Here is a 26,909-nt window from a genome sequence, read left to right on the forward strand (position 1 = left end):
ATAGAAAGCATAGTAATGTGCTTAATATTAGTGTGATAGGAGGTGAAGGAATAAGATAGTGCTACATATTATAAAAAGAGAATAAAAAAATGTTGTCTAATATGCGAAGAAAGTGCTCATTCTTAGAGAAATAAAATGAAGAGTTCTAATATTAATCTGTAAAGTGTAAATGATCTATATCCCTTATAAACACTGGCTATTTAGAAGCATTCTACGATTTTATAAGGACTTTAATTAGTAATTTTACTAAACAAAAATAAACTAACAATTCAATGGACTTCATATATCAAGATCCGTATCCGATTCAGAAAGATGATACGCAGTACAAAAAGATTTCTTCTGACTATGTAAAAGTAGAAAAATTAGGAGATAGAGAGATATTAGTGGTTGATCCTAAAGCGATTGAGATGATTGCTGAGACAGCGATGACAGATGTGTCATTCATGTTGAGAACATCGCACTTAGAAAAATTAAAAGCTATCCTAGACGATCCGGAAGCGACAGATAACGATCGTTTTGTGGCTTATAACTTATTACAAAACGCAAAAGTAGCAGTAGAAGGACAATTGCCTTCTTGTCAAGATACAGGTACTGCTATCGTAGTGGCAAAAAAAGGAGAAAACGTATATACGGGATCGAATGATGCCGAGAGTTTATCTAAAGGTATCTTTGAAACATACCAAAAGAAAAACTTGCGTTACTCTCAGATCGTACCTATCAGTATGTTTGAGGAGAAAAACTCAGGTTCTAACTTACCAGCACAGATCGATATCTATGCTACACAAGGAGCTAAATATGAGTTCTTATTCTTAGCGAAAGGTGGAGGATCTGCTAACAAGACGTTCTTATACCAAAAAACAAAATCTCTTCTTAATGATAAAAACTTAACGGAATTTATCAAAGAGAAAATCATGGATCTAGGTACTGCTGCCTGTCCTCCATATCACTTAGCATTAGTGATCGGTGGTACATCTGCTGAGGCAAACTTAGCGGCTGTAAAGAAAGCATCTGCTGGATACTATGATAACTTACCTACTTCTGGGAATATGGGAGGTCAAGCGTTCCGTGACTTAGAGTGGGAGAAAAAATTACAATTAATCTGTCAAGAGTCTAAGATTGGAGCACAGTTCGGGGGTAAATACTTTACTCATGATGTACGTGTGATCCGTCTTCCTCGTCACGCTGCTTCATGTCCTGTAGGATTAGGAGTATCTTGTTCGGCAGATAGAAATATAAAAGCGAAAATCACTGCAGAGGGATTATTCGTAGAACAATTAGAGACTGATCCAGGACGCTTCTTGCCTGCAGTAGCTCCTCACTTAGAAGAGCCTGTGGTAATCGACTTGGACAAGCCAATGAAAGAACAATTAGCAGAGTTAACGAAGCATCCTATCAAAACTCGTGTAATGTTAAACGGAACTGTTATCGTGGCGCGCGACATCGCTCACGCTAAGATCCAAGAGATGTTAGACAATGGACAAGAGATGCCAGAATACTTCAAAAATCACCCAGTGTACTATGCAGGGCCAGCTAAGACTCCAGATGGTATGCCATCAGGAAGCTTCGGACCAACTACAGCAGGGCGTATGGATCCTTATGTAGATAGTTTCCAAGCGGTAGGTGGAAGTATGATTATGTTAGCGAAAGGTAACCGTAGCCAAGCGGTAACTAATGCGTGTAAAAAACACGGTGGTTTCTATCTAGGTTCTATCGGAGGACCAGCTGCTATCCTTGCAAAAGAGAATATCTTAAGCGTAGAGGTGGTTGACTTCCCAGAATTAGGAATGGAAGCTGTACGTAAGATCGTAGTGAAAGACTTCCCTGCCTTCATCATCACTGATGATAAAGGAAATGACTTCTTCGCAGATCTATAGTAATCAATTAGGAATTGAGAGTTAGGAATTACGAATGTGTGCCTATGGCATGTGATTATTCATAAACCTAACTTTTAAAACAAGGATAAACTAACAATTTATAGACGACAATGAAAAGCCGATACTAGCGACAGTATCGGCTTTTTTTAATTGGGAATTTAGAATTAGGAATGTCCCATTCACTAACGGTGTCAAACAGATGTTTTTTTAAGGCTCTGTTCTGTGTCACTTCCTATTGACATACTGTATAGCACACAGTATGTCATCCCGACGATAGGAGGAATCGCACTAGTTTATTCTCACGACTATTTCTACATCTCGTGTGTGATCTTTCCTTACGTCAAGATGACAAAGACAACGGGTAAGGTGTAGGTTAGTAGTAACTTCCAAATATTACTACTTCTTTGTTATTCCGACGATAGGAGGAATCATATTAGTATATCATACATTGATATAGTCAATATAAGTGCCTGAATAATAATATAAGTAGCCCTATTCTAGTAAAGAATAGGGCTGTTTTTTTAAAACTTACTTCTTATGTCTCAAGAGTAGTAATAAGCTAATTAGGAGTAATAAAGCTGCTATGGCAAAGGCTATACCAGGTAAGTATGGTAAGGTATTGTCCTGTGTGTATAGGTAGAAACAATAGGTAAATACTGGTGGAGCCACAATAGTCGTTAATCCGTTAAGGCTTCCTAATACCCCCTGTAGTTCTCCTTGATGTTGCTGATCTAGTGACTTAGATAGCATAGACTGAAAACCTGTCTGTTGTATACTTCCTAGTAAGTATAATGTGATACCTACCCAGAGTTGTATTTCAGTAACACAATAACTCAATAAGAGTAATCCTATAAAGCAGGTTAATAAACCGATGTAGACAAGTCTTTGGTCTGATAGTTTAGTAGACAAGTATTGCAATAGGTATGCTTGTACTAAGAAACCTATGATGCCTATAATGGTTAGTGATAATCCTACTTGCTGTTTACTCCAGTCAAACTGTATCATGGTATAGAATGACCACGTACTCTCCATGCTATGTGATGCAGCCGAAAGTAAAAAGAATACAATAAATAGTAGACTTAGTTGTTTAAAGCGCTTGATACTTTTTAGAGATTGTAAAGGGGAGATTTCTTTTAGTGATAATCGTTTCAGTGAACGTGAAGTATTGGTTTCTGGAAAGAAGAAATACCCATAAAGAACATTTAATAAACCTAATATTCCCGCAAAGTAAAAAGGGTAGGTAAAATGATATTCTCCTAATAATCCTCCTACTAAAGGGCCTATGATAAAGCCAATATTAAAAGCTGCATTTAAATAGCCGAAGTATTTCGTTCTGTTATCTTCATCTGTAACATCTGTAATCGTAGCTGATGCCACGGCAAAGGTAGCACCTGTCACCCCGGCGATAAGCCGACTGATGAATAGTAACCAATAACTATGAGCAAGTGCCATAATAAAACAGTCTATAGAGAATCCAAAAAGAGAAAGTAATAATACTCGTCTACGTCCATAACGATCGCTAATAATCCCTAAGATTGGTGCAAAGATAAATTGCATAAAGGCGTAAGCTAACGTAAGTACACCTCCGTACTTCGCTGCTGTGCTGAGGTCAGCATGTAGTACGTGTTCTAATAGTTCTGGTAATACTGGAAAGATAATACCGAAGCCAGCACTGTCTAATATAATGGTGATCGTAATGAATATTACGATGCTGTTAATCTTGTTTGATTGCATAAGTATATATAATAAAATAACGGTACCCTAAAGAGGGGGTACGCTTAAATAAACTGAGTCACTTACTACGCTGTAGGGGGCGACTGTGATTCGGAATGTTATTTTACTATTGCTGCATAATGGACAAAGATAATGTGTAATGGGTTTATTATCAAAGAGTAATTGCCTTTTTTTAAAATAAGAGAACAGATGTGTACAGTTCTAGAAGGTTATATTTCTATGAATTTTAGTACCTTGCTTACTCATTTGTAAGTACCATGAACGACTTATTATCTTATATATACAATAACCCTTCTAGCTTAACGAAAGGCAAGGGAGGGGACGAATTATTCTTAGCGAAGTACAGTGAGATACAGAAGAAGACTGATGCTCCATGCTTTTTTTGGGGTAATGTGAAGGATCCTTTTATTATGGCACGTTGTTTAATCACGTTGTCTAATGTGGTGAAGTCTAGTTTTAATTTATCTCCTGCTGATCTAGCTAAGCTAAAAGACCCTATTGCTACAGCTGGGGATGGTAGAGTGCGATTCGAAGGATTCTCTCACTGTGCAGGAGTGTACGCTCGTGTAGATGTATTGCCTGATGGGTTAGATGGGGAGTTCTTAGAGAATGGGACTACGAATGTAGACTTTAACCAACCGATGCTTACTGCGCTGAATAGTATTAAGCAAAAGGAAAATGTACTGCTGTCAATAGGTCAGAAGGAGGTTAGTATTCAGACTGAGGATAAGAAAATAGTGGAACGAAAAGTACCTCTTCCGATTAAGTGGATTAAGGGACTGAGTACGGTACAGATCTATCTGTCTAAGGCAGAGAAAGTACATACGTTTAATAAAATACAGACACAACAACTGTTTAGAGGTATTCCGAAAGGGGCGATCAAGACAGATTATTACTTAACTGTACGTGGTAATATGCCTGTGTTTACACCTGTTAAGTCTGCTAATGCAGTCTGTGTAGGAGGTATTCATCGCTTGAGATTGTTAGAACCTCTATTGCCTTATATAGATACTATGCAAGTATATCCACATCCTGATATGCAGAGCACCACGTGGCAGTTGTATTTTGGCGATATTCGATTTAGTTTGTCTTTATCTCGTGAAGCTTTTAGAGGGTTCTCGGGAGAGGGAGCAGCATTAGAGTCGTTAATAGATGATGTGGATGACGAGTGGATAGATGCGATGGATAAGTATGCTTATGCGAATCAACGCTTTAACCCGACGATGTTTGCGATGGAAGAAGGGATGAGTTTCACTGATGCAGATAGTCTGACAGGGCGATTAGCAGCTATGGGATTATTAGGGTTTGACTTAGATGACAATGCTTTCTTTTATAGAAGATTGCCCTTTAAGCTAGAGCGTATCCTAAGTCTAAATCCTCGCCTAAAGAATGCTGAGAAACTAATAGCTGAGAATAAAGTAGAGATTATTAGTGATGCTAATGGACGGGTAGAAGCTCGTGTAGAGGGAACTGGTGGTGTGAGACATACGGTAATCTTAGATGGTGATCAGGAGCGATGTACTTGTGAGTGGTATGGTAAGTACCAAGGAGATAGAGGAATGTGTAAGCATGTGCTGGCAGTGAAGAAGGTTACGGTTAAAGGTTAACAGTTAACAGTTGACAGTTGACAGTTTATGGTGGACGGTTAAGAATGACTAGCTTTGTGGATACTAGTTGGTTATACAGTACACTAGTTCCTAATTGATTGTTCCTTACATTATTGTTATAATTTTATTACAGTATTTGGCAGTCGGATAATTTGAGATTAACTTTGCGCCATGCAAATAGACAAAAAAGACATCAGAAGTTTATCTAAGGAACAATTAAGGGATTTCTTTGTTTCTCAGGGAGATAAGGCATTTAGAGGAAACCAAGTGTACGAGTGGTTATGGAGTAAAGGGGCTCATAGCTTTGAAGATATGAGTAACTTATCATTGGCTACCCGTGAGATGCTAGATGCTAACTTCGTAATTAATCATATCAAAGTAGATAGTATGCAGGTAAGTACTGATGGTACTATCAAGAATGGTGTGAAGTTACACGATGGTCTTATCGTAGAGTCTGTTTTGATTCCTACAGAAACACGTACTACAGCCTGTGTATCTTCTCAGGTAGGGTGTAGTTTAGACTGTGAGTTCTGTGCTACTGCTCGCCTTAAGCGTATGCGTAACTTGAATCCTGATGAGATTTATGATCAAGTATTAACAATCGACCAACAAAGTAGACAGAATCATGGACACCCGTTGTCTAATATTGTGTTTATGGGAATGGGAGAGCCGTTAATGAATTATAATAACGTACAGAAAGCCATTGAGAAGATTACTTCTGAAGAAGGGCTAGGGATGTCTCCTAAGCGTATCACAGTGTCTACTTCAGGATTGCCTAAGATGATCAAGAAGTTGGCAGATGATGGTGTGAAGTTTAAGTTGGCAGTGTCTTTACACTCTGCTATCGAAGAGACACGTAATCGTATTATGCCTTTTACTAAGAATTTCCCATTAACGGAGTTGCGTGAATCACTTCAGTACTGGTATAGTAAGACGAAGAGTCGCGTTACGTATGAGTATGTGATTTGGAAAGGAATTAACGATGACAAAGCTTCTGTGGATGCATTAGTGAAGTTCTGTAAGTATGTACCGTGTAAAGTAAACTTGATTGAGTACAACCCTATCGATGATGGAGAGTTCCAACAAGCAGATGAACGTGCTACGAATAGCTATATAGCAGCTTTAGAGAAGAATGATATCACTGTAGTGGTACGTCGTAGTCGTGGTAAAGATATTGATGCAGCTTGTGGTCAGTTGGCTAATAAATCATAAGTTTAGTTTAGAGGAAATTACGTAAAGAATTGTTTAGCAATTTCTTAATGATTTCTATTTGAGGGAAACTATCGAATGATATAAAAAAGTCGTATTTTTGGGTGCAATGAACATAGTACAGCAAATAAAACAGCCTATACAGAATGAGATGGAGCTTTTTGAAAAGAAGTTCCGCAACTCAATGACTACTAAGGTAGCCTTACTAAACAGAATCACTTACTACATTGTAAATAGAAAAGGGAAGCAGATGCGCCCTATGTTTGTATTTCTAGTAGCGAAGATGGTGGCAGGTGAGGTTAATGAGCGTACTTATCGAGGAGCATCTGTTATAGAGTTAATCCATACTGCTACTCTAGTACACGATGATGTAGTAGATGATAGTAATAAACGTAGAGGTTTCTTTTCCCTTAATGCTTTATGGAAGAATAAGATAGCCGTGTTAGTAGGTGATTACCTATTAGCAAAAGGACTTTTATTGTCTATTGATAACGGTGATTTTGATTTACTTCGAATTATCTCAGTGGCTGTACGTGAGATGAGTGAGGGAGAATTACTTCAGATAGAGAAAGCGAGACGATTAGACATTACAGAAGAGGTGTATTATGAGATCATTCGTCAGAAGACAGCTACATTGATTGCGGCTTGTTGTTCATTAGGAGCTGCTGCTGTCGATCCAGATAATGCAGAACTTATAGAGAAGATGCGTAAGTTCGGAGAGTTAATCGGTATGGCATTCCAGATAAAGGATGATTTATTTGACTATACGGATGGGCCTATTGGTAAGCCGACAGGTATTGATATCAAAGAACAAAAGATGACACTTCCTCTTATTTATACTTTGAATACTTGTGAACCAAAAGAAAAGAAATGGTTGATTAACTCTGTTAAAAATCACAATGAGGATAAAAGACGTGTGAAAGAAGTCATCGCATTCGTCAAACAAAAAGGAGGTCTAGAATACGCTACTACTAAGATGGTAGAGTATCAACAAGAGGCTTTAAATATACTACAGGAGTTTCCAGAATCTACTTATAGAGAAGCTCTGTTCACGATGGTGAATTATGTTATAGAAAGAAAAAAGTAAAATAGTAATAAACGGTATAAAAACAGAAAGAGTCGCTTAGTATATATTAAGCGACTTCTTTTTTTATCTTTGTAAGCACATTCCAATAAAAATATGATTTCCAAAAGTACCATAGATGCTGTATTTGACGCTGCTCGTGTAGAGGAGGTGATAGGAGACTTTGTAACTCTGAAAAAGTCAGGGAGTAATTACAAAGGCTTAAGTCCTTTCGTAAACGAGAAGACTCCGTCATTTATGGTGTCACCTGTGAAGCAAATATGGAAAGACTTTAGTTCTGGAAAGGGAGGTAATGCGATTAGCTTTATTATGGAGCATGAACACTTCTCTTATCCTGAGGCAATACGATATTTAGCAAAGAAATATGGTATCGAAATAGAAGAGACAGAACAGAGCGATGAGGAGAAAGAGCAACTGAATGAAAAGGAGAGTATGTTCATCGTGTCTGAGTTTGCGAAGAAGTACTTTGAAGAGACATTGTTCAATGCGGAAGAAGGTAAGGCAATAGGAATGACCTACTTTAAAGAGCGTGGTTTTACTCAAGAGACAATTAAAGAGTTCGGATTAGGGTATTCTCCAGATCAGTGGAGTGCTTTCACAGATGCAGCTCTTCAGAAGGGATATTCTTTAGAATACTTAGAGAAAACAGGGCTTACCATTGTAAAAGAAGACCGTAAGTTTGACCGATTTAAGGGAAGAGTTATGTTTCCTATTCAGAGTATGTCCGGTCGAGTATTAGGATTCGGAGGACGTATTCTTATTACTGATAAGAAAGCTGCTAAATACCTAAACTCTCCTGAAAGTGATATCTATCACAAGAGTAAGGTACTATATGGTATCTATCATGCTAAACAAGAAATTGCCAAACAAGATAACTGTTTCTTAGTAGAAGGATATACCGATGTTATACAGATGCATCAGACCGGTATAAAGAATGTCGTCGCTTCTTCGGGTACTGCATTAACGCCTGACCAAATCCGTTTGATTAGTCGATTGACTAAGAATATCACGATGTTATTTGATGGGGATGCTGCTGGTATTAGAGCTTCTCTTAGAGGGGTAGACTTGATATTAGAGGCAGGGATGAACGTACGCGTATGTCCTTTGCCTGATGGAGAAGACCCAGATAGTTTTGCTCGAAAGCATTCTAAAGAACAGCTAGACGAGTATTTCAAGAATAATGCTACTGACTTTATCCGTTACAAGGCTAATCTATTAATGGGGGAAGCGAAGAATGACCCTATTAAGAAAGCAGAGTTAATTAGAGATATGGTACAGAGTATCTCTAAGATTCCTGATCAGATACAGAGAGAAATCTATGTGCAGGAATGTGCTCGTATAATGGATATTTCTGAGGATGTAATCTTTAATTCTTTAGCTCAGATTGGTCGAAAAGAATTAGCTGAGGCAAATAAGAAATATACACAGGAGAGGAAGCAGATGGAGGTGGTGCATTCAGAGCAACAACCAAAAGAAGCAATTGATCCACAATATAATTTAGAACGCAAGATCATCGAGATATTGCTGTTGTATGGTAATATGGAAGAGTTGTTTATAGAGCTCTTATTAGATGTGAATGAGGACAATGAGGTAATAGAGGTAGAACATAAAGTAGAACAGAAGGTATATGAACGTATTTACCTTAGTTTGCAGGAAGATGAGGTACAGCTAACCAATCCAATGTTCAAAGTGATTTATAAAGATATTATGGATTACTATCATCATAACGCTTGGGATCTGGAGAAGTATTTAAAGACATTAGATCCAGAAATGGCTCAGGAAGTAACTAATATTATCATGGAGGATGAGAAGGAAGCTTTGCACAATTGGGAGTCTCAGAATATTATAGTGAAACAGAAGGAGCAGGGAGTATCTCAATATGTGACAGAAACTATTCTAACTCTTAGAATGTTCTTATTGAATACCATGATAGAAAAGTATAAGGTAAAGCTGAAAGATAGTGATGAGAAGAGATCTTATGAGATGCTTACGCTAATTATGGATTACACAAGTCTGATGAATATGTTCTCTAAGAGATTAGGTCAAGTAACATCAAGATTTAAAACGATAGAAGACTAAAAAAAGAGGCTATTGCCTCTTTTTGTATTAATTATAGAATTGAACAGTAGTTATTACATCGTATTGCTCACTTTTTGTTTTAGGAACAATGGTATGGTAAGTAATATAACCATTATATCTATAGCCTTTGTTCACTTTAATTTCTACATTTAGAATGTTTTGAAAGTTGTAATTACAACTTTCTTTATAGAATGTTGATATGTCAATAATTTTACTGAAACGCTCTTCATATTTTTGTCCAATAATCAGCTCATCATATCTCCAATCTATAACATTTCTATAGTATTGAGCTCCATGCACTCTATTTTGGAAATCTCTTTCATTTCTAATGACAATAAAGGAATCTCCTTTGAGTCCTTTTACATAGAAATTTAAAGGGCTAAAATTAGGTGTCTCATTAAGTTGTAATGATCTATAGGTTTCATTACCACAATAATCATCATCTGAAGAACATCCTGCTAGGGATATTGATAATATGGTAAGTAAAAACAATAAAAACTTTTTCATAACTAATATTTTTTAACAAAGGTATTTGTTTTAATATATAGTTAATAATAAAAAAATATATTAGTAAGTAATTATTTGATTTCTATAGGAATTATACAAACAGGTATAGGGTTAATCTTATGTTGGTTGATTCTATTTAATCTGCTATATATTTCAAAAACTTCTTTTTCTCTTCCTGTGAAGTCTTCTGCTTTAGCTCCTTTTTCGTGTGCTAGCATAGCTATTTCTAGTTCGTCATAATTAGCACCTAGTTGATCTTCATCAGATCGCTCATCCCCAAATAATCCATCAGTAGGTTTAGCTACTATAATACTACTAGGAACTCCTAAGTACTCTCCGATAGCACGTACTTCTGATTTCATTAAGTCTGCTATAGGGCTTACGTCTACACCACCATCACCATATTTAGTAAAGAAACCAACTCCGAAGTCTTCTACTTTATTTCCTGTTCCTGCTACTAGACTTCTGTGTAGTCCAGCATAGTAGTATAATGTAGTCATACGCAATCTAGCACGTGTGTTGGCAAGTGTAAGGTTTAAGATAGCTTCATCATCTGAAGAGGGAACAGCTGTTTTTAATGTTTCAAATGTCGAAGTTAAGTCTGCTACAGTAGAGGCTACATTAGTAAACTTTTCTTGTAAGAAAGAGATATGTTCTTTTGCTCTTGATACTTGTGAGGAATCTTGATGAATTGGCATTTCAACACATAATAGCGGTAGTCCTGTCATAGCGCATAGTGTTGAGGTTACCGCAGAATCAATACCACCTGATATTCCTATTACATATCCACTTACTCTTGCATTCTGCGCATATTCTTTTAACCAATTAACGATATAATCTGTTACTGCTGAAGTATTCATTTTAGTGTTGTTTACCATGACTTTAAATATTTATGGAATAGGTTGATATCTATCTTATTATATTTGTACATTGAAAATAAAAAAAGATAAAATGACTTTTTCCAAATTTACTAATTTATCTAGTGCTGTATTACTAGTGAGCTGTGTTTTTTGGTCTAGCTGTGGAGATAAGCAGAGTGAACTTGATAAAGAGATTAATGCTATTCCTATAGATATGACTGTTACTCGCTTTGATCAGGAGTTCTTCAAGTCAGAAGATGCTGATCTAGCAAGTATTAAAAAGCAGTATCCGTATTTCTTTAATGAGAATTTATCTGATGAGTTTTGGATAAAGAAAAAACAAGATACCATATTCATTGAGTTAAATGAAGAGGTAGAGAAGAAATACCAAGATTTAGGTGAATTGCCAAAGCAATTAGAAGAGTTCTTTAAACATGTGAAGTATTATTATCCACATGAGGCTTCGAAGAAAAAGGTAATCACATTAATCTCGGAAGTGGATGTGACAGCAAAAGCTATTTATGCAGATTCGTTAGCATTGATTGCTTTAGATACTTATTTAGGGAAGGATCATCATTTCTATGTTAGTTTTCCTGAGTATTTAAGACCATCTTTTGAGCCCACACAGATATTACCTGATTTAGCAGAAAGCTTCGTTTTACAGAAAATAGGAGGCAATAGAGATCGTACTTTCTTAGGAGGTATGGTACAATACGGTAAGGTATTATACGCTAAGAAATTATTGTTGCCTAAAGTTAATGATGCTTATATCATGGGGTATACTTTAGAGCAGATACAGTGGTGTCAGGAGAATGAGCCAGAGATGTGGAGATATTTTATAGAGAATAATTTATTATTTGATACAGACAGTAAGTTGAGTAGTCGATTTCTTACAGCTGCTCCTTTTTCTAAGTATTATTTAGATATTGATGGTGATAGCCCAGGGAGAACTGGAGCTTGGTTAGGTTGGCAGATTGTTAATGCGTATATGCAAAATAATAATGTAACTTTGCATGATCTGTTTAATACGGATGCAAAAGAAATATTTGAAAAATCAAAGTATAAACCAAAGAAGTAATGAGTAAAAATCACGTTTCTGATATAAATATTAGAGTAGAGTTAGACGAGAATAAAGTACCAGATAAATTGTTTTGGACTGCTAAAGATGGAGGTGTAGAGAAAGCTAGTTCTAAAGCAATGTTATTATCTATCTGGGATCATAAAGCCAAAGAGACATTGCGTATAGACTTGTGGACTAAGGATATGCCTGTAGATGAGATGAAAAAGTTCTTTCATCAAACATTAGTGGCAATGTCAGATACATTTGAGCGTGCTACAGAAGATGAGAAGATGGCAGCAACAATGAAAGACTTCTGTGATTATTTTGCAGAGAAATTAGATCTTTTAGAAAAGTAATTATAAGAAAGAGCCTCATACGTTTAAATGTATGAGGCTCTTTTATTATACAACCATAAGATTACAACCTCTTATGTCAGAATGGTCAAATCTTCCAAGTATTTCGAAAGAACCATCTTTATATTTTTTTCCTAAGTCTTGTGTAGCAATAAACGAGCAAGAATTAAGGTTAGCTAAATCGATTACATTGACCCCGCCTGTTTTGCCTTCTTCTACATAGGTTAAAGCATCTTCTGGATCACGAGTTAAGATATCCATCCATGGAGGACATTCAAAGATACCATCACCAAAAGAATAGCCTTGAGATAATAGTTCGGTCATTCCATACTCAGAGTGTATTTTAGATACCCCGAAACCTTCACATAATACTTGGTGTAGTTCTTCTCGTATCATTTCTTTACGTCTACCTTTCATGCCTCCAGTCTCCATAATGATAGTATTGCTAAGGTTAAACTTTTGCATTTCTATCATATCTAGTAAGGCATAGGTAACACCTATTAATAGAACATTTTTACCTTGTTTATCTAAATCGATTAGCATTTTAGCTAATTCTTCATAGTTGTGTAGGTAGAATCCACTTTCAGGCTGATTAGAACCTTCTATAAGATCTTCTACCATATAGATTAGAGAAGAACCTTCTCTTTCTAAATAAGCAGGTAAAAGAGCTAAAACAACATAGTCTTCGATATTTCCATAGAAGTGAGAGAATGCTGCTCTAAAGCTGTATTCGTAATAGTCTAGATCAGTCACATGATGTTTACTAGTTATCATTCCGGTAGTACCACTACTTGTGAATGTTATTTTTATAGGATCTATTGAAGATAAAACATCTTTGCTCTTAAAGAACTCGATAGGTAGAAAAGGTACATCAGTTAATGTTTTGACTTGCTCAGGAGTTTTATTTAGAAGATTACAGAACTGTTGATAAACAGGATTATGTTCATACTGGAATCTAAAGACTTTCATAGCTACTCTATGAAAATCTTTTTTTGTTTGTATTTGGATGATTTCTTCAGGTTTAAACACGGTCTATTATATTTAAGTACAAAAATACAAATAAAAAAAGAGCATCACTTTAGTGATACTCTTTTAAGAATATAAAATCATTAAAATGTATTTCTTATTTTACTACTATTTTTCTAGTAGCAGTAGCATTACTTTCCTTTATCTTCATGATGTAAATACCAGCATTTACACTATAAGGTAAGTTCAACTCTCTGTTATTAACAGTAGTTGTAAATACTTTTTTTCCTACAACATTGTAAAGCTCTACTTCTTTTGGTTCATTTTTAGTAGACTCAATGTACAATTTACCATTTGAAACCGCTGGGTTAGGGTAAATAGATAGCCCTTCGATATTCTGATTAGCGTATCGAGGTTCATTATTATAGCGCAAACCACTTTGCGCAAATGCTGTGCTTCCGCCTAGCATTGCAATGAGCATTATGATATAAAAGTATTTTTTTGCCATCTAACTAAAATTATGGTATAAAAGTAATTATTTAAAATGACATAAAAAAACAAAAAAGTGCCTATTTTTTTAAATAAGCACTTTTTTTTAACATTTTTATCTTAGTATTACTATAGACCTACTGTCCAACCTTTAGTCCACTCTGGAACACCAACTCCATTTCCTGCTCCTTTAGCCTCTCCAGCAGTGAATACTTTAGATACATCTACTGCATCTCCTTTAGTATTTTTACCAGATGTAGCTTTACCTACATTGATAAGTTTTACATTGCTTAAGATTAAAGAACCATCTTTAACGTTAGCAATAGTCTCATCGTGTTCCACGTCGAATGCAGTTGCATAAGCTCCGATTACTACATCAGAAATATTTCCTTTTGTTCCTTCACGTAATTTCATTGCTGTTCCTTTTCCGTCTACTGCAGGTAATAATGTTACTCCTACGATAGTTGGATTAGAGTAAGGGTTTGCAGCTCTGTTTTTAGAATTGTTATCTGCTTCGAATCCTTTATCTGCTGTACCTGATTGTTTTGAATACCAGAATTTGTTTTCTTTCCCTGACCATCCTTCTGTCCAGTCAAACTGATCATCATCATTATTAGTAGACACTAAATATTGTGCACTAACTGTTCCTCCGAACCACTCAAATCCGTCATCAGACCCTTCGTGTGCTTGTACATATTGGATTACAGTCCCACTTCCTACTCCGAATAAAGAAAGTCCATTGAACTCTTTTTCAGCGTTGTAGTTAGCTCCTGCGTATTCGATTCTTAAATATTTAATAGAACCTGAGTTATCATTAGCTACTTTACCTCCGTATGTTAAGTCTGATACTTCAGCTGTTGCTGTTTCTGCTTTGTTAATAGGTGCTTTTCCACAGATTACTAGACCTCCCCAGTTTCCTCTACTTTTCTCTACACCTGTCATTACTACAGGATTGTTTTGTTTTCCTTCTACATAGATTTTTCCTCCTTGTCCCACTGCGATATAAGCAGAAGTACCACCTTCTCCAATAATTTTAACTCCTTCTGGGATGTTTAAAGTAGCTCCATCGTTTACTATTAATTTAGAAGTTAATTTATATGTTTTGTTTGCTTCTAAGCTTAGTTTATCTCCTTTTTTAAGTTCTCCACCTAATATGTCTCCTTTTAGACCTGGAGTAGTTGTTCCAGGATCTGTTGTTCCTCCTCCGTTATTATCATCACTTGATGAACAACTTGCTAATGTTAATGTAACTAATGCAATACTGAATCCTGCTCTTAATAATTTTTTCATGTGTAATATAGTTTTTTATATTGTTTGATACAAAGATGTCTAGAAAACAGAAAAAGTATGTTAACTCATTATCATTGAATGATTAATAGTTTGTTTCCTCAATATTAAATAGGTGTTAAGTTGGTTAATTATAATAGTATATGGATTTGTAGTTTAAGCGAGTGTAAATAGGAAAGAGGAATGAGTACTTTTGTAAGTAATTAGGAGAGAAATATTTTTTAAAATAGATCATATTGAATATGATTTTAATTGACCTTTTTTAGTAAAAAATAAAGCGAGAGCCTTATTAGAAGACTCTCGCTTTGCTTTTGGGGTATTATATGATATTTAGATTCTAGAATGAATAGTTTAGGCTTAAGCTAAAGTTTCTTCCAAGTTTATATGATCTTACTAAGACATCTTGAGTCTTGTTTTGTTGTTCTCTTTCAATTTTTGGGTCTAATAAGTTTTTAGCATTTAAACCAATACCAAACCTTTTATTAAATTTCATTTTGAAAGTAAAATCTAACATACCAAATGCTTTGTCTACTAGGTTACCACTTTGCTCTGTTCCGATAGAGTATAATTTATCAGAGAAATGAGCATAAGATACAGTAGCCATTAAGTTTTTCTCACCCCATTCTTTGATATAAGATAAGTCAGCATTTAATAAGAAATCTGATGCACCTGTGAAGTCTGAATTGTCATGTGTAAATGAGGTAGTGATATATTTATTCTCTCGATTTACTTTTTCATTATCTAATTTTTGGTACGTCTTCATTATAGAAGCGTTTAACCCTCCCGTTAGTTTATTAGTATTTACATCATCGAAGCTGATTAAGTTTTTACGTACTTCTATTTCTACTCCTGCTGCGTATCCATAGTCACCTGTATTCGCATACGTGATATCATTAGAAGAAGAAGCTGAAACAATCTCGTTGATTGGGTTTTTAATATATTTACCAAATACAGAAGCAGAGAATACTTCATCATTAGTAGGGAAGAATTCCCACTTAAGATCTACGTTATAATCATCAGATGCATATAAGTCTGGGTTACCTACTTTAATCTCAGTTACATCCTCATAGATAAATCTAGCTCTCTCTTTGAATTGAGGTAAAGTATATGTTTTAGATGCAGCAAAACGAAGGTTATTTCTATCATCAACAGCATATTTTAAAGATAAGCTTGGTAAGAATGCATTTTTATCTAATGTATTAGAGCTCTTATCTGCGTCTAACTGTGTTTGCCAAGTTACTTTTTGAGTGATTGTCTCAAATCTAGCTCCGATAGTACCTGATAATCTATCTGATAATTTGTATTCTACATTCGCAAAACCTGCATGTACTGTCATATCTCCATCATACGTTTGAGGTAATAATGCATTAGGTGTATTCGCACCTCCTCTGAAAGTGTATGTTTGGAAGTATCCGTTGTTGAAGTTTTGTTGATTAAAGAAGTTATCTAATGCATACGGATTTATATTGTTGTTGTAATCAGCATTGATCTGAAATACGTACTGTGTAGCCTTAAACTCTCTATTTTTTTGACGTAAGTTATATCCTACTGTTAACTTTCCATTGTATAGGTTCTCACTGTTTTTACTGAATTTATAAGATGCAGCGATATTTGCACCTACTTCGTTTTCGATTAGATCCTCGAAGTATCTGTTATTATCAGATCTAGAGTTAGTTGAGAATTCGTAGTTATCCTCTCCTTTAACTTTGTTTAAAGTGTACATCTGTCTGTCAGGAGTCTGAGCAGAGATGTTATTAAGCGCTAACCCCCAGTTTAGGTCTATTTGATCATTTAGTTTATGATCTCCTAATAATTGGTTTACGAATAGACGATCTTGTCTGTAGTTTTGTCTTGATAGAAGCGTATTTTCATAATAGTCTTTTCTATCTGTAATATCTCTGATAAAACCAGTGTATTCATCTAGTTTTTCTTGAGTACCATTGATTAAAAGAGAATTGTATTTAATACTATTTCTAGAGTTGATATTATACTCAGCATTTAACATCGCAGTAGTATTCGTATTGTACTCATAAGACTTCATGTATAAATCTTTTGTAAAACTGTTTTGAGCTTGAGCAGTACGATTAATTCCTTCTTTGAATTTGTAATTATTGTCAAATGATACAGTAGCAAAGATGTTTAATGAAGACTCTGCTCCGAAGTAGAATGATTTACCACCATTCAGTCCTAAACTTATTCCATAAGGAGATTTGTTTTTTGTCTGAGCAGAGTTTTTAAAACTAAAACTTTGAAGCGCATTACTAGGTTGTTTTGTATTAGAGAATCCTAAAAAGTTTCTGTCTGATAGAGATCTAAACTTATCTTCTCCTACAGCATTAGAATTAATGTTTGATCCTAAACTAATGTTGAAGAATCCTTCTCCACTGTGTTTTTTAGAAATAATGTCTATATTTCCTCCTGCGAAGTCTCCAGAGTTTCTTGCACTATATGTTTTATCTATTGAGATGTATTCTACGATATCAGTAGAGAATAAGTTTAAATCAATATTCTTTTTCTCTGGGTCATTTGAGGCTAGTGGCAATCCATTTAGAGAAGTACTGTTATATCTATCTCCTAGTCCACGTACGAATATTGTTCCTGTACCTTCTTGCTTGGCTACACCTGTTGTTTTAGCTACTGCAGAAGCTACATCACTTACCCCTTTACGAGATAATTCTTGTGAACCTATATGTTGTTTGATCTCACTAGATCTCTGTTGTTCTATAAGTAGAGCTGATTCTCTAGATTTAGAACGTGTAGCTTCCACTATCACTCCTTCTAGTTCTACGTGTTCAGAGGCTAATGCTATATTTAATGTTTTTGATTCTTTTTTTGCAACTGTGATTGATTTTTCTTGAGTTACATATCCCATATATTGAAACTGTAATATATAAGTACCTGCTTCTATCGAGATACTGTAACTTCCATCTAATTCTGTGTTTACTCCTTCAGAAGTATTTTTAATTGCCACGGTAGCATAGGCTAGTGGTTCATGCGTAGAGTCATCTGTTATTTTTCCTTTAATTTCGGCCTTTTGTCCATAAAAAGTGGCTGATACCATTAAGGTTAAGATCACTAAGAAATTTTTCATATAAATAAGTGTGTTGTATTATTGGTGCAAAGAACCTAGATGAATGTATAGTGAATGTTAATCAAAGTTTAATTTTTTGCGTATATTAGGTTATCAAATTGTTAACATATTAAATTATTGTAAAGTCTATATTTAGTAATGTATTATGCTCTATATTTGACCTACTAAAACACGCAACACAAGTATGAAAAATTCTGAAATTAAGATCCTTTTAGCTGATGATGAGCAAGATATTATCGATATCATTGGATATAATTTAGAGCAAGAGGGGTATCAAGTATTTACTGCAACAAACGGTAAGCTAGCAGTGGAGTCTGCAACTCAAAACAAACCACACCTTATTATATTAGATGTAATGATGCCTGAGATGGACGGTATAGAAGCATGTGAGTTGATTAGAAAAAACAGTGGTCTATCTAATAGTGTAATCACCTTTTTAACAGCACGTGGGGAAGATTATTCACAGGTAGCAGGTTTTGAAGCAGGTGCGGATGATTATATTACTAAGCCTGTCAAACCTAAGGTACTAATGAGTAAGGTAAAGGCATTACTTAGACGTGCACGCTTCAGTGACGATACTTCTAGTAATACTATAGAAGTAGGAGATATTAGAATAGATAGGGATGAATACAGAGTATTTGTTCGCAAAGAAGAAATTGTATTCCCTAGAAAAGAATTTGAACTACTTTATTTATTAATGGCTAAGCCAGGTAAAGTGTTTACTCGTGACGAGATCTTAGATGCAGTATGGGGTAATGAAGTGGTAGTAGGCGGAAGAACTATCGATGTACATATCCGAAAACTAAGAGAAAAAATCGGAGATAGTTACTTTAAGACTATAAAAGGAGTAGGATATAAATTTGACCACGCAGAATAGTTAATGGCTACAAAGTTTAAAAACTCTTATAAGTTTGCAATAAAGTCTTCATCTTCTATTACCTTGATAAGCTTTATTGTAACCTTTCCCATAGGTGTATTTTATCTAAACATCCCAGTTTGGATAGTGTTAGGATATCTTTTAATCTTATTTACGATGTCCTTTTTTATTCTTCAGTATCGTGTAGAGCACTTTATCTACAGAAGAATTAAAAAAATATATGACAATGTCTCTCTGTTAGAACATGCTGAGCTGAGAAGTAAAGCCGTGACGACTGATATGCAGACCTTGACAGAAGAAATCCAGAAATTTGCTAAAAACAAGAAAATTGAGATTGAGTCTCTTCAAGTGAGAGAAGAATATAGAAGAGAGTTCTTAGGGAATATATCTCATGAACTAAAGACTCCTCTATTCACGATACAGAGTTATTTAGAGACTTTACAGGATGGTGCGATTAATGATCTTAAAGTCAGGGACCGTTATATAGAGCGGGCAGCTCAGAGTGTAGATCGTCTTATCTATATCGTTAATGACTTAGATATGATTACTAAGCTTGAGTCTGGTGATCTACACCTTAATATCGTGACTTTTGATATTGTAGAGACGATTCGACATGCTTTTGACTTTTTAGATTATAAAGCCAAAAAAAGAAATATATCTCTAATCTTCGATCTGAATTATAACAAACCTATTTATGTAGTAGGTGATAAGGAACGCATAGGACAAGTCATTACGAATCTAATAGATAACTCTATTAAATATGGTAAGGAAAAAGGGACTACGGAAGTAACTATTGAAGACTTAGTGAATAATAAATTAATTATCCGTGTTACAGATAATGGCTTAGGGATTAAGAAGGAGAATGTGTCTCGTCTATTCGAGCGCTTCTATCGTATAGATAAGAGTGGAGCTAGAGCAGTGGGTGGTTCTGGATTAGGATTGTCTATCGTGAAGCATATTGTAGAGGCACATGAAGAACATATTTATGTAGAGAGTAGTTTTGGCTATGGATCAGAGTTCTCTTTCACTTTAGAGAAAGCTTTCGTAGACCCTACTGATAATTAATTATGTGCCAATAGGGTATCTATTTGTTGCAGATAAAATTAAAATAGGATAGTTTCACTATAATTACTTAATTTTGCGCAAATTTATAATGAAGTATATCACGTGGGAAGTAAAAATAAACTAAAGCGATTCAGAGAGAACGAAACTTTTGACATTGTATATCAGCCGACTAGAGAAGATATGATAGGAGAGTTACCTCAAAAAGGTAATTGGAATAAAGACGTTTTTAAGAATGACAATCCTATAGTATTAGAACTAGGATGTGGAAAAGGAGAATATACAGTAGAGCTAGCGAAGCGTTTTCCTGAGAAAAACTTTATTGGTATTGATATTAAAGGTGCTCGTTTTTGGCGTGGGGCTAAGACAGCTGTAGAGTCAGGAATGACTAATGTGGCTTTCTTACGTACACAAATCGAACTTATCGAGTATGCATTTGCATCAGGTGAGGTGAGCGAAATCTGGATTACTTTCCCAGACCCTCAGATCAAGTATAAACGTACTAAACACCGTCTAACGAATAGTGAATTCCTTAAACGTTATAAGAATATTTTATCAGAAGATGGTATTATGAACTTAAAGACGGATAGTGAGTTCATGCATGGTTATACATTAGGACTTCTACATGGAGAAGGACATGAAGTTATCTACGCTAATCACCACATTTATAAAAATGAAGGTGCACCTTCAGTAGTAACAGAAATTCAAACTTTTTACGAATCACAGTATTTAGAACAAAATAAACCTATAACTTACATTCAATTTAGAATTAAGTAAGATGGGAGTAGAAGTTGTCACACTTTTATTTTTCGGTTTTTTAGCAGCTACCTTGGGAGTTTCTCTTCCAGGGCTGCTTAATATGACAGCTGTCAAGATTGCTAAGGAAGAAGGAGGGCGCAATGCTTTCTCGTATGTCTTAGGAGCTTCGACCGTTATTTTTATTCAGACCTTTATCGCCATATTCTTTTCTAAGCTTATTGATTCTAGCCCGAGTATTACTGAGGCATTACACGAAATCGGTTTAGTTATTTTTGCAATATTGACGATTTACTTCTTCTTTTTTGCAAAGAAAAAAGAGATGAAGAAAAAGAATAATCCTAAGAAGAGCAAGTCGCCTTTTGTTTATGGACTTTTCTTAGCTTCGATCAATGTATTCTTAATTCCCTATTACGTTTTTTTAAGTATTACTTTAGCTACTTATGATTATCATATCTTTGACCTGATCTGTACTATATTCTTCTCATTAGGGGTAGTGATAGGATCAGCGATGATGTTTTATCTCTATATTTCCTTTTTTAAGAAACCCTCTAGAGAAGATGCTTTTATCTTGCGCAATATTAATTATGTAATCGGAACTATTACGGGTATTATCTGTTTAATCACGATATATAAGTTATTGAAATAATGGACAAGCAGGCTAATTTCTTTGAACGAGTTTTCACTGTTGCAAGACAGATACCCGTAGGTAGAGTGACTACTTATGGGGCTATAGCTAGAGCTATCGGAGCAGCGCGTTCGGCGCGTATGGTAGGTTATGCGATGAATGCGTCTCATGATGATGATACAGTACCTGCACATCGTGTAGTGAATCGCAATGGATTATTGACAGGTAAGTTTCATTTTGATGGAACTAATCTGATGCAACAGTTATTAGAGAATGAAGGGGTTGAGGTAGTAGATAATAAAGTGGTCAATTTTAAAGAACTCCTTTGGGAACCTACTGTGTACGAAGGAGAATAATTAACCTCATAGACCGCTTCTTTTCTCTAGTAGTGTATTTTAATCCAATTATTTAGATGTTATTAGTTCATATTTTGAATTAGTTTGTTTACTTCTTATTTTTACAGAAAGAGGTCTGTTTTTCTCTAATAAATAGCTGTTATTTCCTTTTTAAGAGTTTTAGAAGACTCTTTATTTACTGTTTTTTTGCATATTTAGGCTATTTAAGCCTTTTTTTGTGTCTTTTTTTAAAAAATAAGCTTAGTTTTTTTGCATTCATATTGAGATTTTAATGATTCAAATCATTGATTATTAGTTGTTTGTGGTTGTTTTTGTTTTTAGGGGTTAAAAACCAGAATAGCCTGTAATCCTAGATATAGTACGCTTTAGAGTGAGCTCCTTCAAGAGTTCTTCAACATTTCCCCAAGATTACTCTATTAGAGCACTTATTTCTTGAAGAAGTCTTGAAGGAATATTGAGGGAGTGTTGAAGGGGATAGAAAAAACGAATGATTAGTTAGTTGTTACTTATCAGTACAGGCTTTGTTTTTCTGATATCATTATATTTACTAAAAAATACCTGAATGAAAGAAGAGAAAGTATATTATTATGGTTCTAGCATGGGTAGAAGCCTTGTGATCATAGGTGCTATAGGTTTAGTATTCGGGCTAGTACTGTGTTATTTTATACTTAGAGATGTGGAGGTGAGTATCACGTTATTTATAACATTTTGGCAGTTGACTTTATTGTTATCACTATTCATAGGAGTAGGTATAGTCTGGATAGTTCTAGGCATTATCTTGTTAAGAAAGTCAGCAAGTCGACACGTCCTATTGAGACTTACACCCGATGAGATTATTAACTATGAGAGAGGGATTACCCTTAAGTGGAGAGATATAGAAGAAGTGATATACATTGGCTTTCGCAACAAGCATGGGATAGGGGTTAAGATGAAGAATAAAGATCTTGTGTTTAATCAATTGCCTTTGTACAGTAGTGTATTTAATCGAATATTTGGATTGAGTTTATTTGATGCTCTCTCTGGAGAATATCTTGAAGGAGATGGTAGAGCTATACATCAGGAGATAAAAGGATATCATGAAGGGGCGAGATAGGTATGGACTGTGAGTCTGTGCTAATATGGTTGTAAAAAGTCATGACTCAATTTTCAGGTTCTTAGATCTTACATTATCTTTATAAGAAAAGAGATTAATATTATGGAGTATAATAAAAATTTTAAAGATTTAATAGCAATAAATAAAGACGAACTTTATATTGGAAAAGGTAACCCTATGGGGAAAATTTTGTTTGTTGGAAAAGAGGCTGCAATAGATATAGAAAATAATCTAAAAGGATATAATCAAGAAGTAAAGAATAATCATTTATACTGGGTAGATAATATAAGTAAAAATTTATCTCAAGAAGAAGTTATGAGTTGGTGTAGTAATGAACCATTATTTAATCCACTTTATCCATATAAAGGACAAAAGAATACAATATATTCTTTTGATACTAAAAAGAATATAGAAAGAGGAAAAAGAGGAACAAGTGCTACTTGGTATAATTATCAAAAATTATATGATAAGATTTATAATAATGGAGTAAAGAATAATTGTGTTAGTTTCTTTGAGAATTCTTTTATAACTGAATTGAGTGAAGCATCTGCAAAAAGTAGTTCTAGAGTTGATAAGCTAGAGAGAACTATTAGTATAAAGAAAAGAAGAAAGTTTTTATCTAATGATTTTTATCGTGATTTTCCTATTGTTATAGTTGCAGTAGGACACTATGTAAGAGACGAAGATATAAATATTGAAGAAATATTTGATGTAACGTTTGACAAGAAACAAAGTACTATTGATGTTACAAAATCAAATTATATAAATATTCATTATGATAATCTTGAAAAACCTAGTAGGATAGTAATTCATACCAATCAATTAAGTATGGGAATAAGTGATGCTTTATTAGATAAAATAGCTGAAATAGTTGAAAGTTTTAAATAATTATAGAAAAAACTCCACTTGATTAGGTGGAGTTTTGTTATTTATAGTATTCCTCTTTTTGATAGCTTTAGAGATCATATATAGATATGTGGTCAAAAAGGTCGGGTATTAAGAAAATATCTAGTAGACATTTTTAGTGATGTCCATTGTGTGACGCGCATGATAATGCGTCTGTACTTTGACGTAGTCAGGAGGCGTGTGGGCTAAATGCGTTTGTGGATATGCTAGTGTGATTCCTCCTATCGTCGGAATGACAAGATACTAGATATTATGCCATAGGTGCAATTTCTAATTCCTAATTAATTTAATACAGTGGGAAGTTAAGACTGAAGACTGTTCTGTCTTCTCGTCTGTGGTACGTTAGGTATCCATTGTGCATCTCTACGATATTCTTAGATAGAGGTAATCCAATACCTGCTCCTTCTTCACGGGTGGTGTAGAAAGGGATGAATATCTTTTCTTTAATCTCAGGGATGATTCCTAGTCCACTGTCTTCTATATCTATGTAGATACGATTGTTCTTTTCGTATAAGTTAATATGGATTTCTTTTACCTCTTGTTTGGCAGTGGCGTGTATTGCATTCGTCAATAAGTTGATAAATACTTGCTCCATCTGTTTAATGTCCCACTCTAGATTGATCTGCAGATTTAAGTTCGTTTGTACTTTGATACCATTATTTTTGAATAGAGGCATCAGAGTTTCTATACTCATCTGTATAATGCGATTAACGGGGACTGACTGCTTTTTAGGAGAAGTCAGCATGGTTAATTTTCTATAGTTGTCTATGAATTGCTGTAAGTGATTAGTACGGTTAACGATTGTATTGATACTTACTTTGATATCATCCATATCTTCTTCTGACAGCTCTTCCTCTTCTAGTATTTCTTGAGTATTATGAGCAAGTGAGTGGATAGGTGTAAGAGAGTTCATGATCTCATGAGAGATAATCTTCATTAGATTCTCCCAAGTATCTTTTTCTTTTTTCTCTAACACTTTCTGAATAGAATCTAATAATACGATGAAGTACTCTTGATTTTGACTTATTGTATTAGAAGTTTGGAGCATAAAGGTTTGTTTCTCCTCATGCTCTATTTTGATATCGATAGACTCTTTAGATTCTTTAAAGTTTAGTTGTTGTAGATGATGTGTCAGTGTAGGGAGTAGTCGTTCTAGGTTTGTCCAAGACCTAATCTTCGGTATATCGAATAGGGAAGAGAAGTAATCATTGATAAGGAATATGTCCCACTTATCGTTCTTCTTCTCTAGAATTAGAATACCTGTTTCTATATTGTTTAAAATATTTAGATAGACCAGCTCACGTATTTCGTTTTGCTGTTGTTGTGTTTGCAGTTTATGATAGAGTTTCTGTAAGTTATTTAATGTCTCATTGGGCTGCTCTTTTGTAGTCTTAAGCGAATAGTCATCATACATCATCGCTAGTACGATACGGTCTATAGCTGTGTAATATTTCTTCTGAAAAAAGAAAAGTTCAATGAATAAAGCGATTATCAGTATACATACCAAGACAAAGGAATACACAAGGTTCTTAGTGAACAAATACATGCCTAACAATCCTAATAGAAGGATAACTATAATGCGCAAGAAGGCTTTAAAGTGGAATGATTGCATAGGATTAAACTTAGTTTTTGATATTGTATTTTTCTAGTCTTCTATATAATGCGGCTCTAGATAACCCTAGTTCTTCAGCCGTCTGAGAGATATTGCCATCGTACTTCTCTAGTGCTTTAAGGATAGAGATACGCTCCATATCTTGTAAGGTATTCTCTTCTGTAGAGGTATCGTTAATCATAGTTGGTGAAATACCGAAATCATGAAGGTTTAGCTCATCCTCTTCTGTTAGGATTAATGCACGCTCCACACGATTTTGCATTTCGCGTATATTCCCTTTCCAGTCGTAGTAAGTTAAGGCTTGCTGAGTAGATTCGCTAATACTCGGTACAGTTCGATCATATTTATGAGCATACTCTTCCACAAAGAATTGTAGTAGAGGTAAGATATCTTCTAGACGATCTCTTAATGGAGGCAGCTGTAGTGTCACAGTGTTGATACGGTAATACAAGTCTTCTCTGAATGACTTCTCATTGACCTCTTGTTCTATATTAGCATTCGTAGCTGTGATGATGCGGATGTCTACAGGGCGAGCTTTAGACTCCCCTAGTCGAATCACGCTTTTAGATTGGATGACTTGAAGAAGCTTAGCTTGTAAGTGAAGAGGTACATTGCCGATTTCGTCTAAGAATATAGTACCACCATTGGCGGCTTCGAAGCGACCTTCCGTATCTTGCTTAGCATCTGTAAAAGCTCCTTTAGCATAACCAAATAGCTCACTCTCAAAAAGATTTTCGTTTAAAGACCCCAAGTCTACATGAATAAATGGTTGCTCTTTTCGAGGAGAATTGTCATGTATATGCTTTGCCAGTACATATTTACCTGTACCATTCTCTCCTAATATTAGTGCATTAACATCTGTTTTAGCTACACGACTAGCCATCGTATATACTTTCTGAATGCTAGGAGCCTGACCTATAAATACGTTATCTTCTTTTTGTGGTTTGTCTACTAGCGTTTCTTTTTTGCGCAGTTGTTTGACTACTCCTTTTACGGTTTCTATAAGTGCTTCATTATTCCATGGTTTTAGGATATAATCTACCGCTCCGAGTTTGATACCTTCTACAGCAGTTTCTACATTACCATAAGAAGTCATCAGTATAATCTGTGTATTCGGTGCAATATTTTTAATCTCTTTAAACCAAAATATCCCTTCTTTACCATCTTCGAAGCCTACACGATAATTCATGTCTAGAATAATCACATCTACTTCTTGTTGAGAAAGTATTTCTGCTATTTTTTTTGGGTTATTATTCGTCAATATGGTTTCAAAGTGTCTTTTTAGCAACATTTTTGCTGCGATAAGAACTTCAGAATTGTCGTCTAATACAAGAATTGTAGCGTTAGTTTTTCTCATGGTGTAAAGGTTTATTTCAAAAGCGAACGTTTTAGTGTCCGAAACTGAACAGTTTATTTTTT

Annotated in this window: 23 protein-coding genes; 14 read left to right on the forward strand and 9 right to left on the reverse strand. The window is 34.9% G+C overall.

The features are described from left to right. Nucleotides 1–272 precede the first annotated feature (272 nt). Nucleotides 273–1,874 (forward strand): fumarate hydratase, encoded by a 1,602-nt coding sequence (locus tag MODO_RS06130; RefSeq protein ID WP_006259824.1) that lies wholly within the window; start codon nt 273–275, stop codon nt 1,872–1,874. Between the two features lie 528 nt (nt 1,875–2,402). Here the strand turns inward: MODO_RS06130 and MODO_RS06135 are convergent. Next, nucleotides 2,403–3,608 carry a TCR/Tet family MFS transporter gene (locus MODO_RS06135; RefSeq protein WP_006259823.1) on the reverse strand — a complete coding sequence of 402 codons (1,206 nt, stop codon included), beginning with the start codon at nt 3,606–3,608 and terminating at the stop codon, nt 2,403–2,405. A 257-nt stretch (nt 3,609–3,865) separates the two neighbouring features. Between MODO_RS06135 and MODO_RS06140 the strand changes: the two genes are divergently transcribed. The 4 genes from MODO_RS06140 (at nt 3,866) to dnaG (ending at nt 9,587) form a co-directional block, all read left to right on the forward strand. Beyond that, nucleotides 3,866–5,215, forward strand: coding sequence for an SWIM zinc finger family protein (locus MODO_RS06140; RefSeq protein WP_006259822.1), 1,350 nt, complete (start codon nt 3,866–3,868; stop codon nt 5,213–5,215). Nucleotides 5,216–5,386: 171 nt separating this feature from the next. After that, nucleotides 5,387–6,427, forward strand: coding sequence for a dual-specificity RNA methyltransferase RlmN (gene rlmN / locus MODO_RS06145; protein WP_006259821.1), 1,041 nt, complete (start codon nt 5,387–5,389; stop codon nt 6,425–6,427). A 106-nt stretch (nt 6,428–6,533) separates the two neighbouring features. Continuing rightward, the gene (locus tag MODO_RS06150) at nt 6,534–7,511 is read left to right on the forward strand and encodes a polyprenyl synthetase family protein (protein WP_039328652.1); all 978 of its coding nucleotides are present in this window, start codon (nt 6,534–6,536) and stop codon (nt 7,509–7,511) included. Nucleotides 7,512–7,604: 93 nt separating this feature from the next. After that, nucleotides 7,605–9,587, forward strand: a complete 1,983-nt coding sequence (gene dnaG / locus MODO_RS06155) for a DNA primase (protein ID WP_006259819.1) — start codon at nt 7,605–7,607, stop codon at nt 9,585–9,587. Between the two features lie 27 nt (nt 9,588–9,614). Here the strand turns inward: dnaG and MODO_RS06160 are convergent, their stop codons facing one another. Beyond that, nucleotides 9,615–10,094: a hypothetical protein gene (locus MODO_RS06160; RefSeq protein ID WP_006259818.1), complete on the reverse strand. Its 480-nt coding sequence runs from the start codon at nt 10,092–10,094 to the stop codon at nt 9,615–9,617. Nucleotides 10,095–10,165: 71 nt separating this feature from the next. Further along, entirely contained in the window at nt 10,166–10,972 is an 807-nt protein-coding gene (nadE, locus tag MODO_RS06165) for an NAD(+) synthase (RefSeq protein ID WP_006259817.1), read from the reverse strand. 73 nt (nt 10,973–11,045) lie between these two features. Between nadE and gldB the strand changes: the two genes are divergently transcribed. Continuing rightward, entirely contained in the window at nt 11,046–12,032 is a 987-nt protein-coding gene (gldB, locus tag MODO_RS06170; RefSeq protein WP_006259816.1) for a gliding motility lipoprotein GldB, read from the forward strand. Next, nucleotides 12,032–12,370 carry a gliding motility protein GldC gene (gldC, locus tag MODO_RS06175; protein WP_006259815.1) on the forward strand — a complete coding sequence of 113 codons (339 nt, stop codon included), beginning with the start codon at nt 12,032–12,034 and terminating at the stop codon, nt 12,368–12,370. The genes gldB and gldC overlap by 1 nt, the downstream gene beginning before the upstream one ends. Nucleotides 12,371–12,415: 45 nt before the next feature. Here gldC and MODO_RS06180 read toward each other — a convergent pair whose 3' ends face one another. The 4 genes from MODO_RS06180 to MODO_RS06195 form a co-directional block, all read right to left on the reverse strand. Beyond that, nucleotides 12,416–13,396: a LuxE/PaaK family acyltransferase gene (locus MODO_RS06180; RefSeq protein WP_006259814.1), complete on the reverse strand. Its 981-nt coding sequence runs from the start codon at nt 13,394–13,396 to the stop codon at nt 12,416–12,418. A 94-nt stretch (nt 13,397–13,490) separates the two neighbouring features. Further along, complete coding sequence (locus MODO_RS06185) at nt 13,491–13,802, reverse strand: T9SS type A sorting domain-containing protein (RefSeq protein WP_006259813.1); 312 nt, start codon at nt 13,800–13,802, stop codon at nt 13,491–13,493. 149 nt (nt 13,803–13,951) lie between these two features. Continuing rightward, nucleotides 13,952–15,112: a beta-helix domain-containing protein gene (locus tag MODO_RS06190; protein ID WP_006259812.1), complete on the reverse strand. Its 1,161-nt coding sequence runs from the start codon at nt 15,110–15,112 to the stop codon at nt 13,952–13,954. Nucleotides 15,113–15,446: 334 nt separating this feature from the next. Then, nucleotides 15,447–18,200, reverse strand: a complete 2,754-nt coding sequence (locus tag MODO_RS06195) for a TonB-dependent receptor (protein WP_006259811.1) — start codon at nt 18,198–18,200, stop codon at nt 15,447–15,449. A 184-nt stretch (nt 18,201–18,384) separates the two neighbouring features. Between MODO_RS06195 and MODO_RS06200 the strand changes: the two genes are divergently transcribed. From MODO_RS06200 to MODO_RS06230, 7 genes are all read left to right on the forward strand, one after another. Further along, the gene (locus MODO_RS06200; RefSeq protein WP_006259810.1) at nt 18,385–19,077 is read left to right on the forward strand and encodes a response regulator transcription factor; all 693 of its coding nucleotides are present in this window, start codon (nt 18,385–18,387) and stop codon (nt 19,075–19,077) included. Nucleotides 19,078–19,080: 3 nt separating this feature from the next. Continuing rightward, on the forward strand, nt 19,081–20,142 hold the full coding sequence (locus MODO_RS06205; RefSeq protein WP_006259809.1) for a sensor histidine kinase: 1,062 nt from the start codon (nt 19,081–19,083) through the stop codon (nt 20,140–20,142). A gap of 102 nt (nt 20,143–20,244) precedes the next feature. Next, nucleotides 20,245–20,916 (forward strand): tRNA (guanosine(46)-N7)-methyltransferase TrmB, encoded by a 672-nt coding sequence (gene trmB / locus MODO_RS06210; protein WP_006259808.1) that lies wholly within the window; start codon nt 20,245–20,247, stop codon nt 20,914–20,916. Between the two features lies 1 nt (nt 20,917). Then, nucleotides 20,918–21,544: a hypothetical protein gene (locus MODO_RS06215; protein ID WP_006259807.1), complete on the forward strand. Its 627-nt coding sequence runs from the start codon at nt 20,918–20,920 to the stop codon at nt 21,542–21,544. Continuing rightward, the gene (locus MODO_RS06220) at nt 21,544–21,879 is read left to right on the forward strand and encodes an MGMT family protein (protein ID WP_006259806.1); all 336 of its coding nucleotides are present in this window, start codon (nt 21,544–21,546) and stop codon (nt 21,877–21,879) included. The genes MODO_RS06215 and MODO_RS06220 overlap by 1 nt, the downstream gene beginning before the upstream one ends. A 562-nt stretch (nt 21,880–22,441) precedes the next feature. After that, a complete protein-coding gene (locus tag MODO_RS06225) occupies nt 22,442–22,972 on the forward strand; it encodes a hypothetical protein (protein ID WP_006259805.1) in 531 nt (176 codons plus the stop codon). A gap of 102 nt (nt 22,973–23,074) precedes the next feature. Beyond that, nucleotides 23,075–23,860 carry a hypothetical protein gene (locus MODO_RS06230; protein WP_006259804.1) on the forward strand — a complete coding sequence of 262 codons (786 nt, stop codon included), beginning with the start codon at nt 23,075–23,077 and terminating at the stop codon, nt 23,858–23,860. 304 nt (nt 23,861–24,164) lie between these two features. Here the strand turns inward: MODO_RS06230 and MODO_RS06235 are convergent, their stop codons facing one another. Together MODO_RS06235 and MODO_RS06240 are read right to left on the reverse strand one after the other, a co-directional pair. Next, nucleotides 24,165–25,490: a sensor histidine kinase gene (locus MODO_RS06235; RefSeq protein ID WP_006259803.1), complete on the reverse strand. Its 1,326-nt coding sequence runs from the start codon at nt 25,488–25,490 to the stop codon at nt 24,165–24,167. 10 nt (nt 25,491–25,500) lie between these two features. Then, the gene (locus tag MODO_RS06240; RefSeq protein WP_006259802.1) at nt 25,501–26,847 is read right to left on the reverse strand and encodes a sigma-54-dependent transcriptional regulator; all 1,347 of its coding nucleotides are present in this window, start codon (nt 26,845–26,847) and stop codon (nt 25,501–25,503) included. Nucleotides 26,848–26,909: the final 62 nt, after the last annotated feature.

This window comes from Myroides odoratimimus (assembly GCF_001485415.1).
GTDB lineage: Bacteria > Bacteroidota > Bacteroidia > Flavobacteriales > Flavobacteriaceae > Flavobacterium > Flavobacterium odoratimimum.

What these genes read in the sequence shown, in the direction of transcription:
- MODO_RS06130 (WP_006259824.1), top strand. Translation starts at nt 273, where the DNA reads ATGGACTTCATATATCAAGATCCGTATCCGATTCAGAAAGATGATACG.
- MODO_RS06135 (WP_006259823.1), bottom strand. Translation starts at nt 3,608, where the DNA reads ATGCAATCAAACAAGATTAACAGCATCGTAATATTCATTACGATCACC.
- MODO_RS06140 (WP_006259822.1), top strand. Translation starts at nt 3,866, where the DNA reads ATGAACGACTTATTATCTTATATATACAATAACCCTTCTAGCTTAACG.
- rlmN (WP_006259821.1), top strand. Translation starts at nt 5,387, where the DNA reads ATGCAAATAGACAAAAAAGACATCAGAAGTTTATCTAAGGAACAATTA.
- MODO_RS06150 (WP_039328652.1), top strand. Translation starts at nt 6,534, where the DNA reads ATGAACATAGTACAGCAAATAAAACAGCCTATACAGAATGAGATGGAG.
- dnaG (WP_006259819.1), top strand. Translation starts at nt 7,605, where the DNA reads ATGATTTCCAAAAGTACCATAGATGCTGTATTTGACGCTGCTCGTGTA.
- MODO_RS06160 (WP_006259818.1), bottom strand. Translation starts at nt 10,094, where the DNA reads ATGAAAAAGTTTTTATTGTTTTTACTTACCATATTATCAATATCCCTA.
- nadE (WP_006259817.1), bottom strand. Translation starts at nt 10,972, where the DNA reads ATGGTAAACAACACTAAAATGAATACTTCAGCAGTAACAGATTATATC.
- gldB (WP_006259816.1), top strand. Translation starts at nt 11,046, where the DNA reads ATGACTTTTTCCAAATTTACTAATTTATCTAGTGCTGTATTACTAGTG.
- gldC (WP_006259815.1), top strand. Translation starts at nt 12,032, where the DNA reads ATGAGTAAAAATCACGTTTCTGATATAAATATTAGAGTAGAGTTAGAC.
- MODO_RS06185 (WP_006259813.1), bottom strand. Translation starts at nt 13,802, where the DNA reads ATGCTAGGCGGAAGCACAGCATTTGCGCAAAGTGGTTTGCGCTATAAT.
- MODO_RS06190 (WP_006259812.1), bottom strand. Translation starts at nt 15,112, where the DNA reads ATGAAAAAATTATTAAGAGCAGGATTCAGTATTGCATTAGTTACATTA.
- MODO_RS06195 (WP_006259811.1), bottom strand. Translation starts at nt 18,200, where the DNA reads ATGAAAAATTTCTTAGTGATCTTAACCTTAATGGTATCAGCCACTTTT.
- MODO_RS06200 (WP_006259810.1), top strand. Translation starts at nt 18,385, where the DNA reads ATGAAAAATTCTGAAATTAAGATCCTTTTAGCTGATGATGAGCAAGAT.
- MODO_RS06205 (WP_006259809.1), top strand. Translation starts at nt 19,081, where the DNA reads ATGGCTACAAAGTTTAAAAACTCTTATAAGTTTGCAATAAAGTCTTCA.
- MODO_RS06215 (WP_006259807.1), top strand. Translation starts at nt 20,918, where the DNA reads ATGGGAGTAGAAGTTGTCACACTTTTATTTTTCGGTTTTTTAGCAGCT.
- MODO_RS06220 (WP_006259806.1), top strand. Translation starts at nt 21,544, where the DNA reads ATGGACAAGCAGGCTAATTTCTTTGAACGAGTTTTCACTGTTGCAAGA.
- MODO_RS06225 (WP_006259805.1), top strand. Translation starts at nt 22,442, where the DNA reads ATGAAAGAAGAGAAAGTATATTATTATGGTTCTAGCATGGGTAGAAGC.
- MODO_RS06230 (WP_006259804.1), top strand. Translation starts at nt 23,075, where the DNA reads ATGGAGTATAATAAAAATTTTAAAGATTTAATAGCAATAAATAAAGAC.
- MODO_RS06235 (WP_006259803.1), bottom strand. Translation starts at nt 25,490, where the DNA reads ATGCAATCATTCCACTTTAAAGCCTTCTTGCGCATTATAGTTATCCTT.
- MODO_RS06240 (WP_006259802.1), bottom strand. Translation starts at nt 26,847, where the DNA reads ATGAGAAAAACTAACGCTACAATTCTTGTATTAGACGACAATTCTGAA.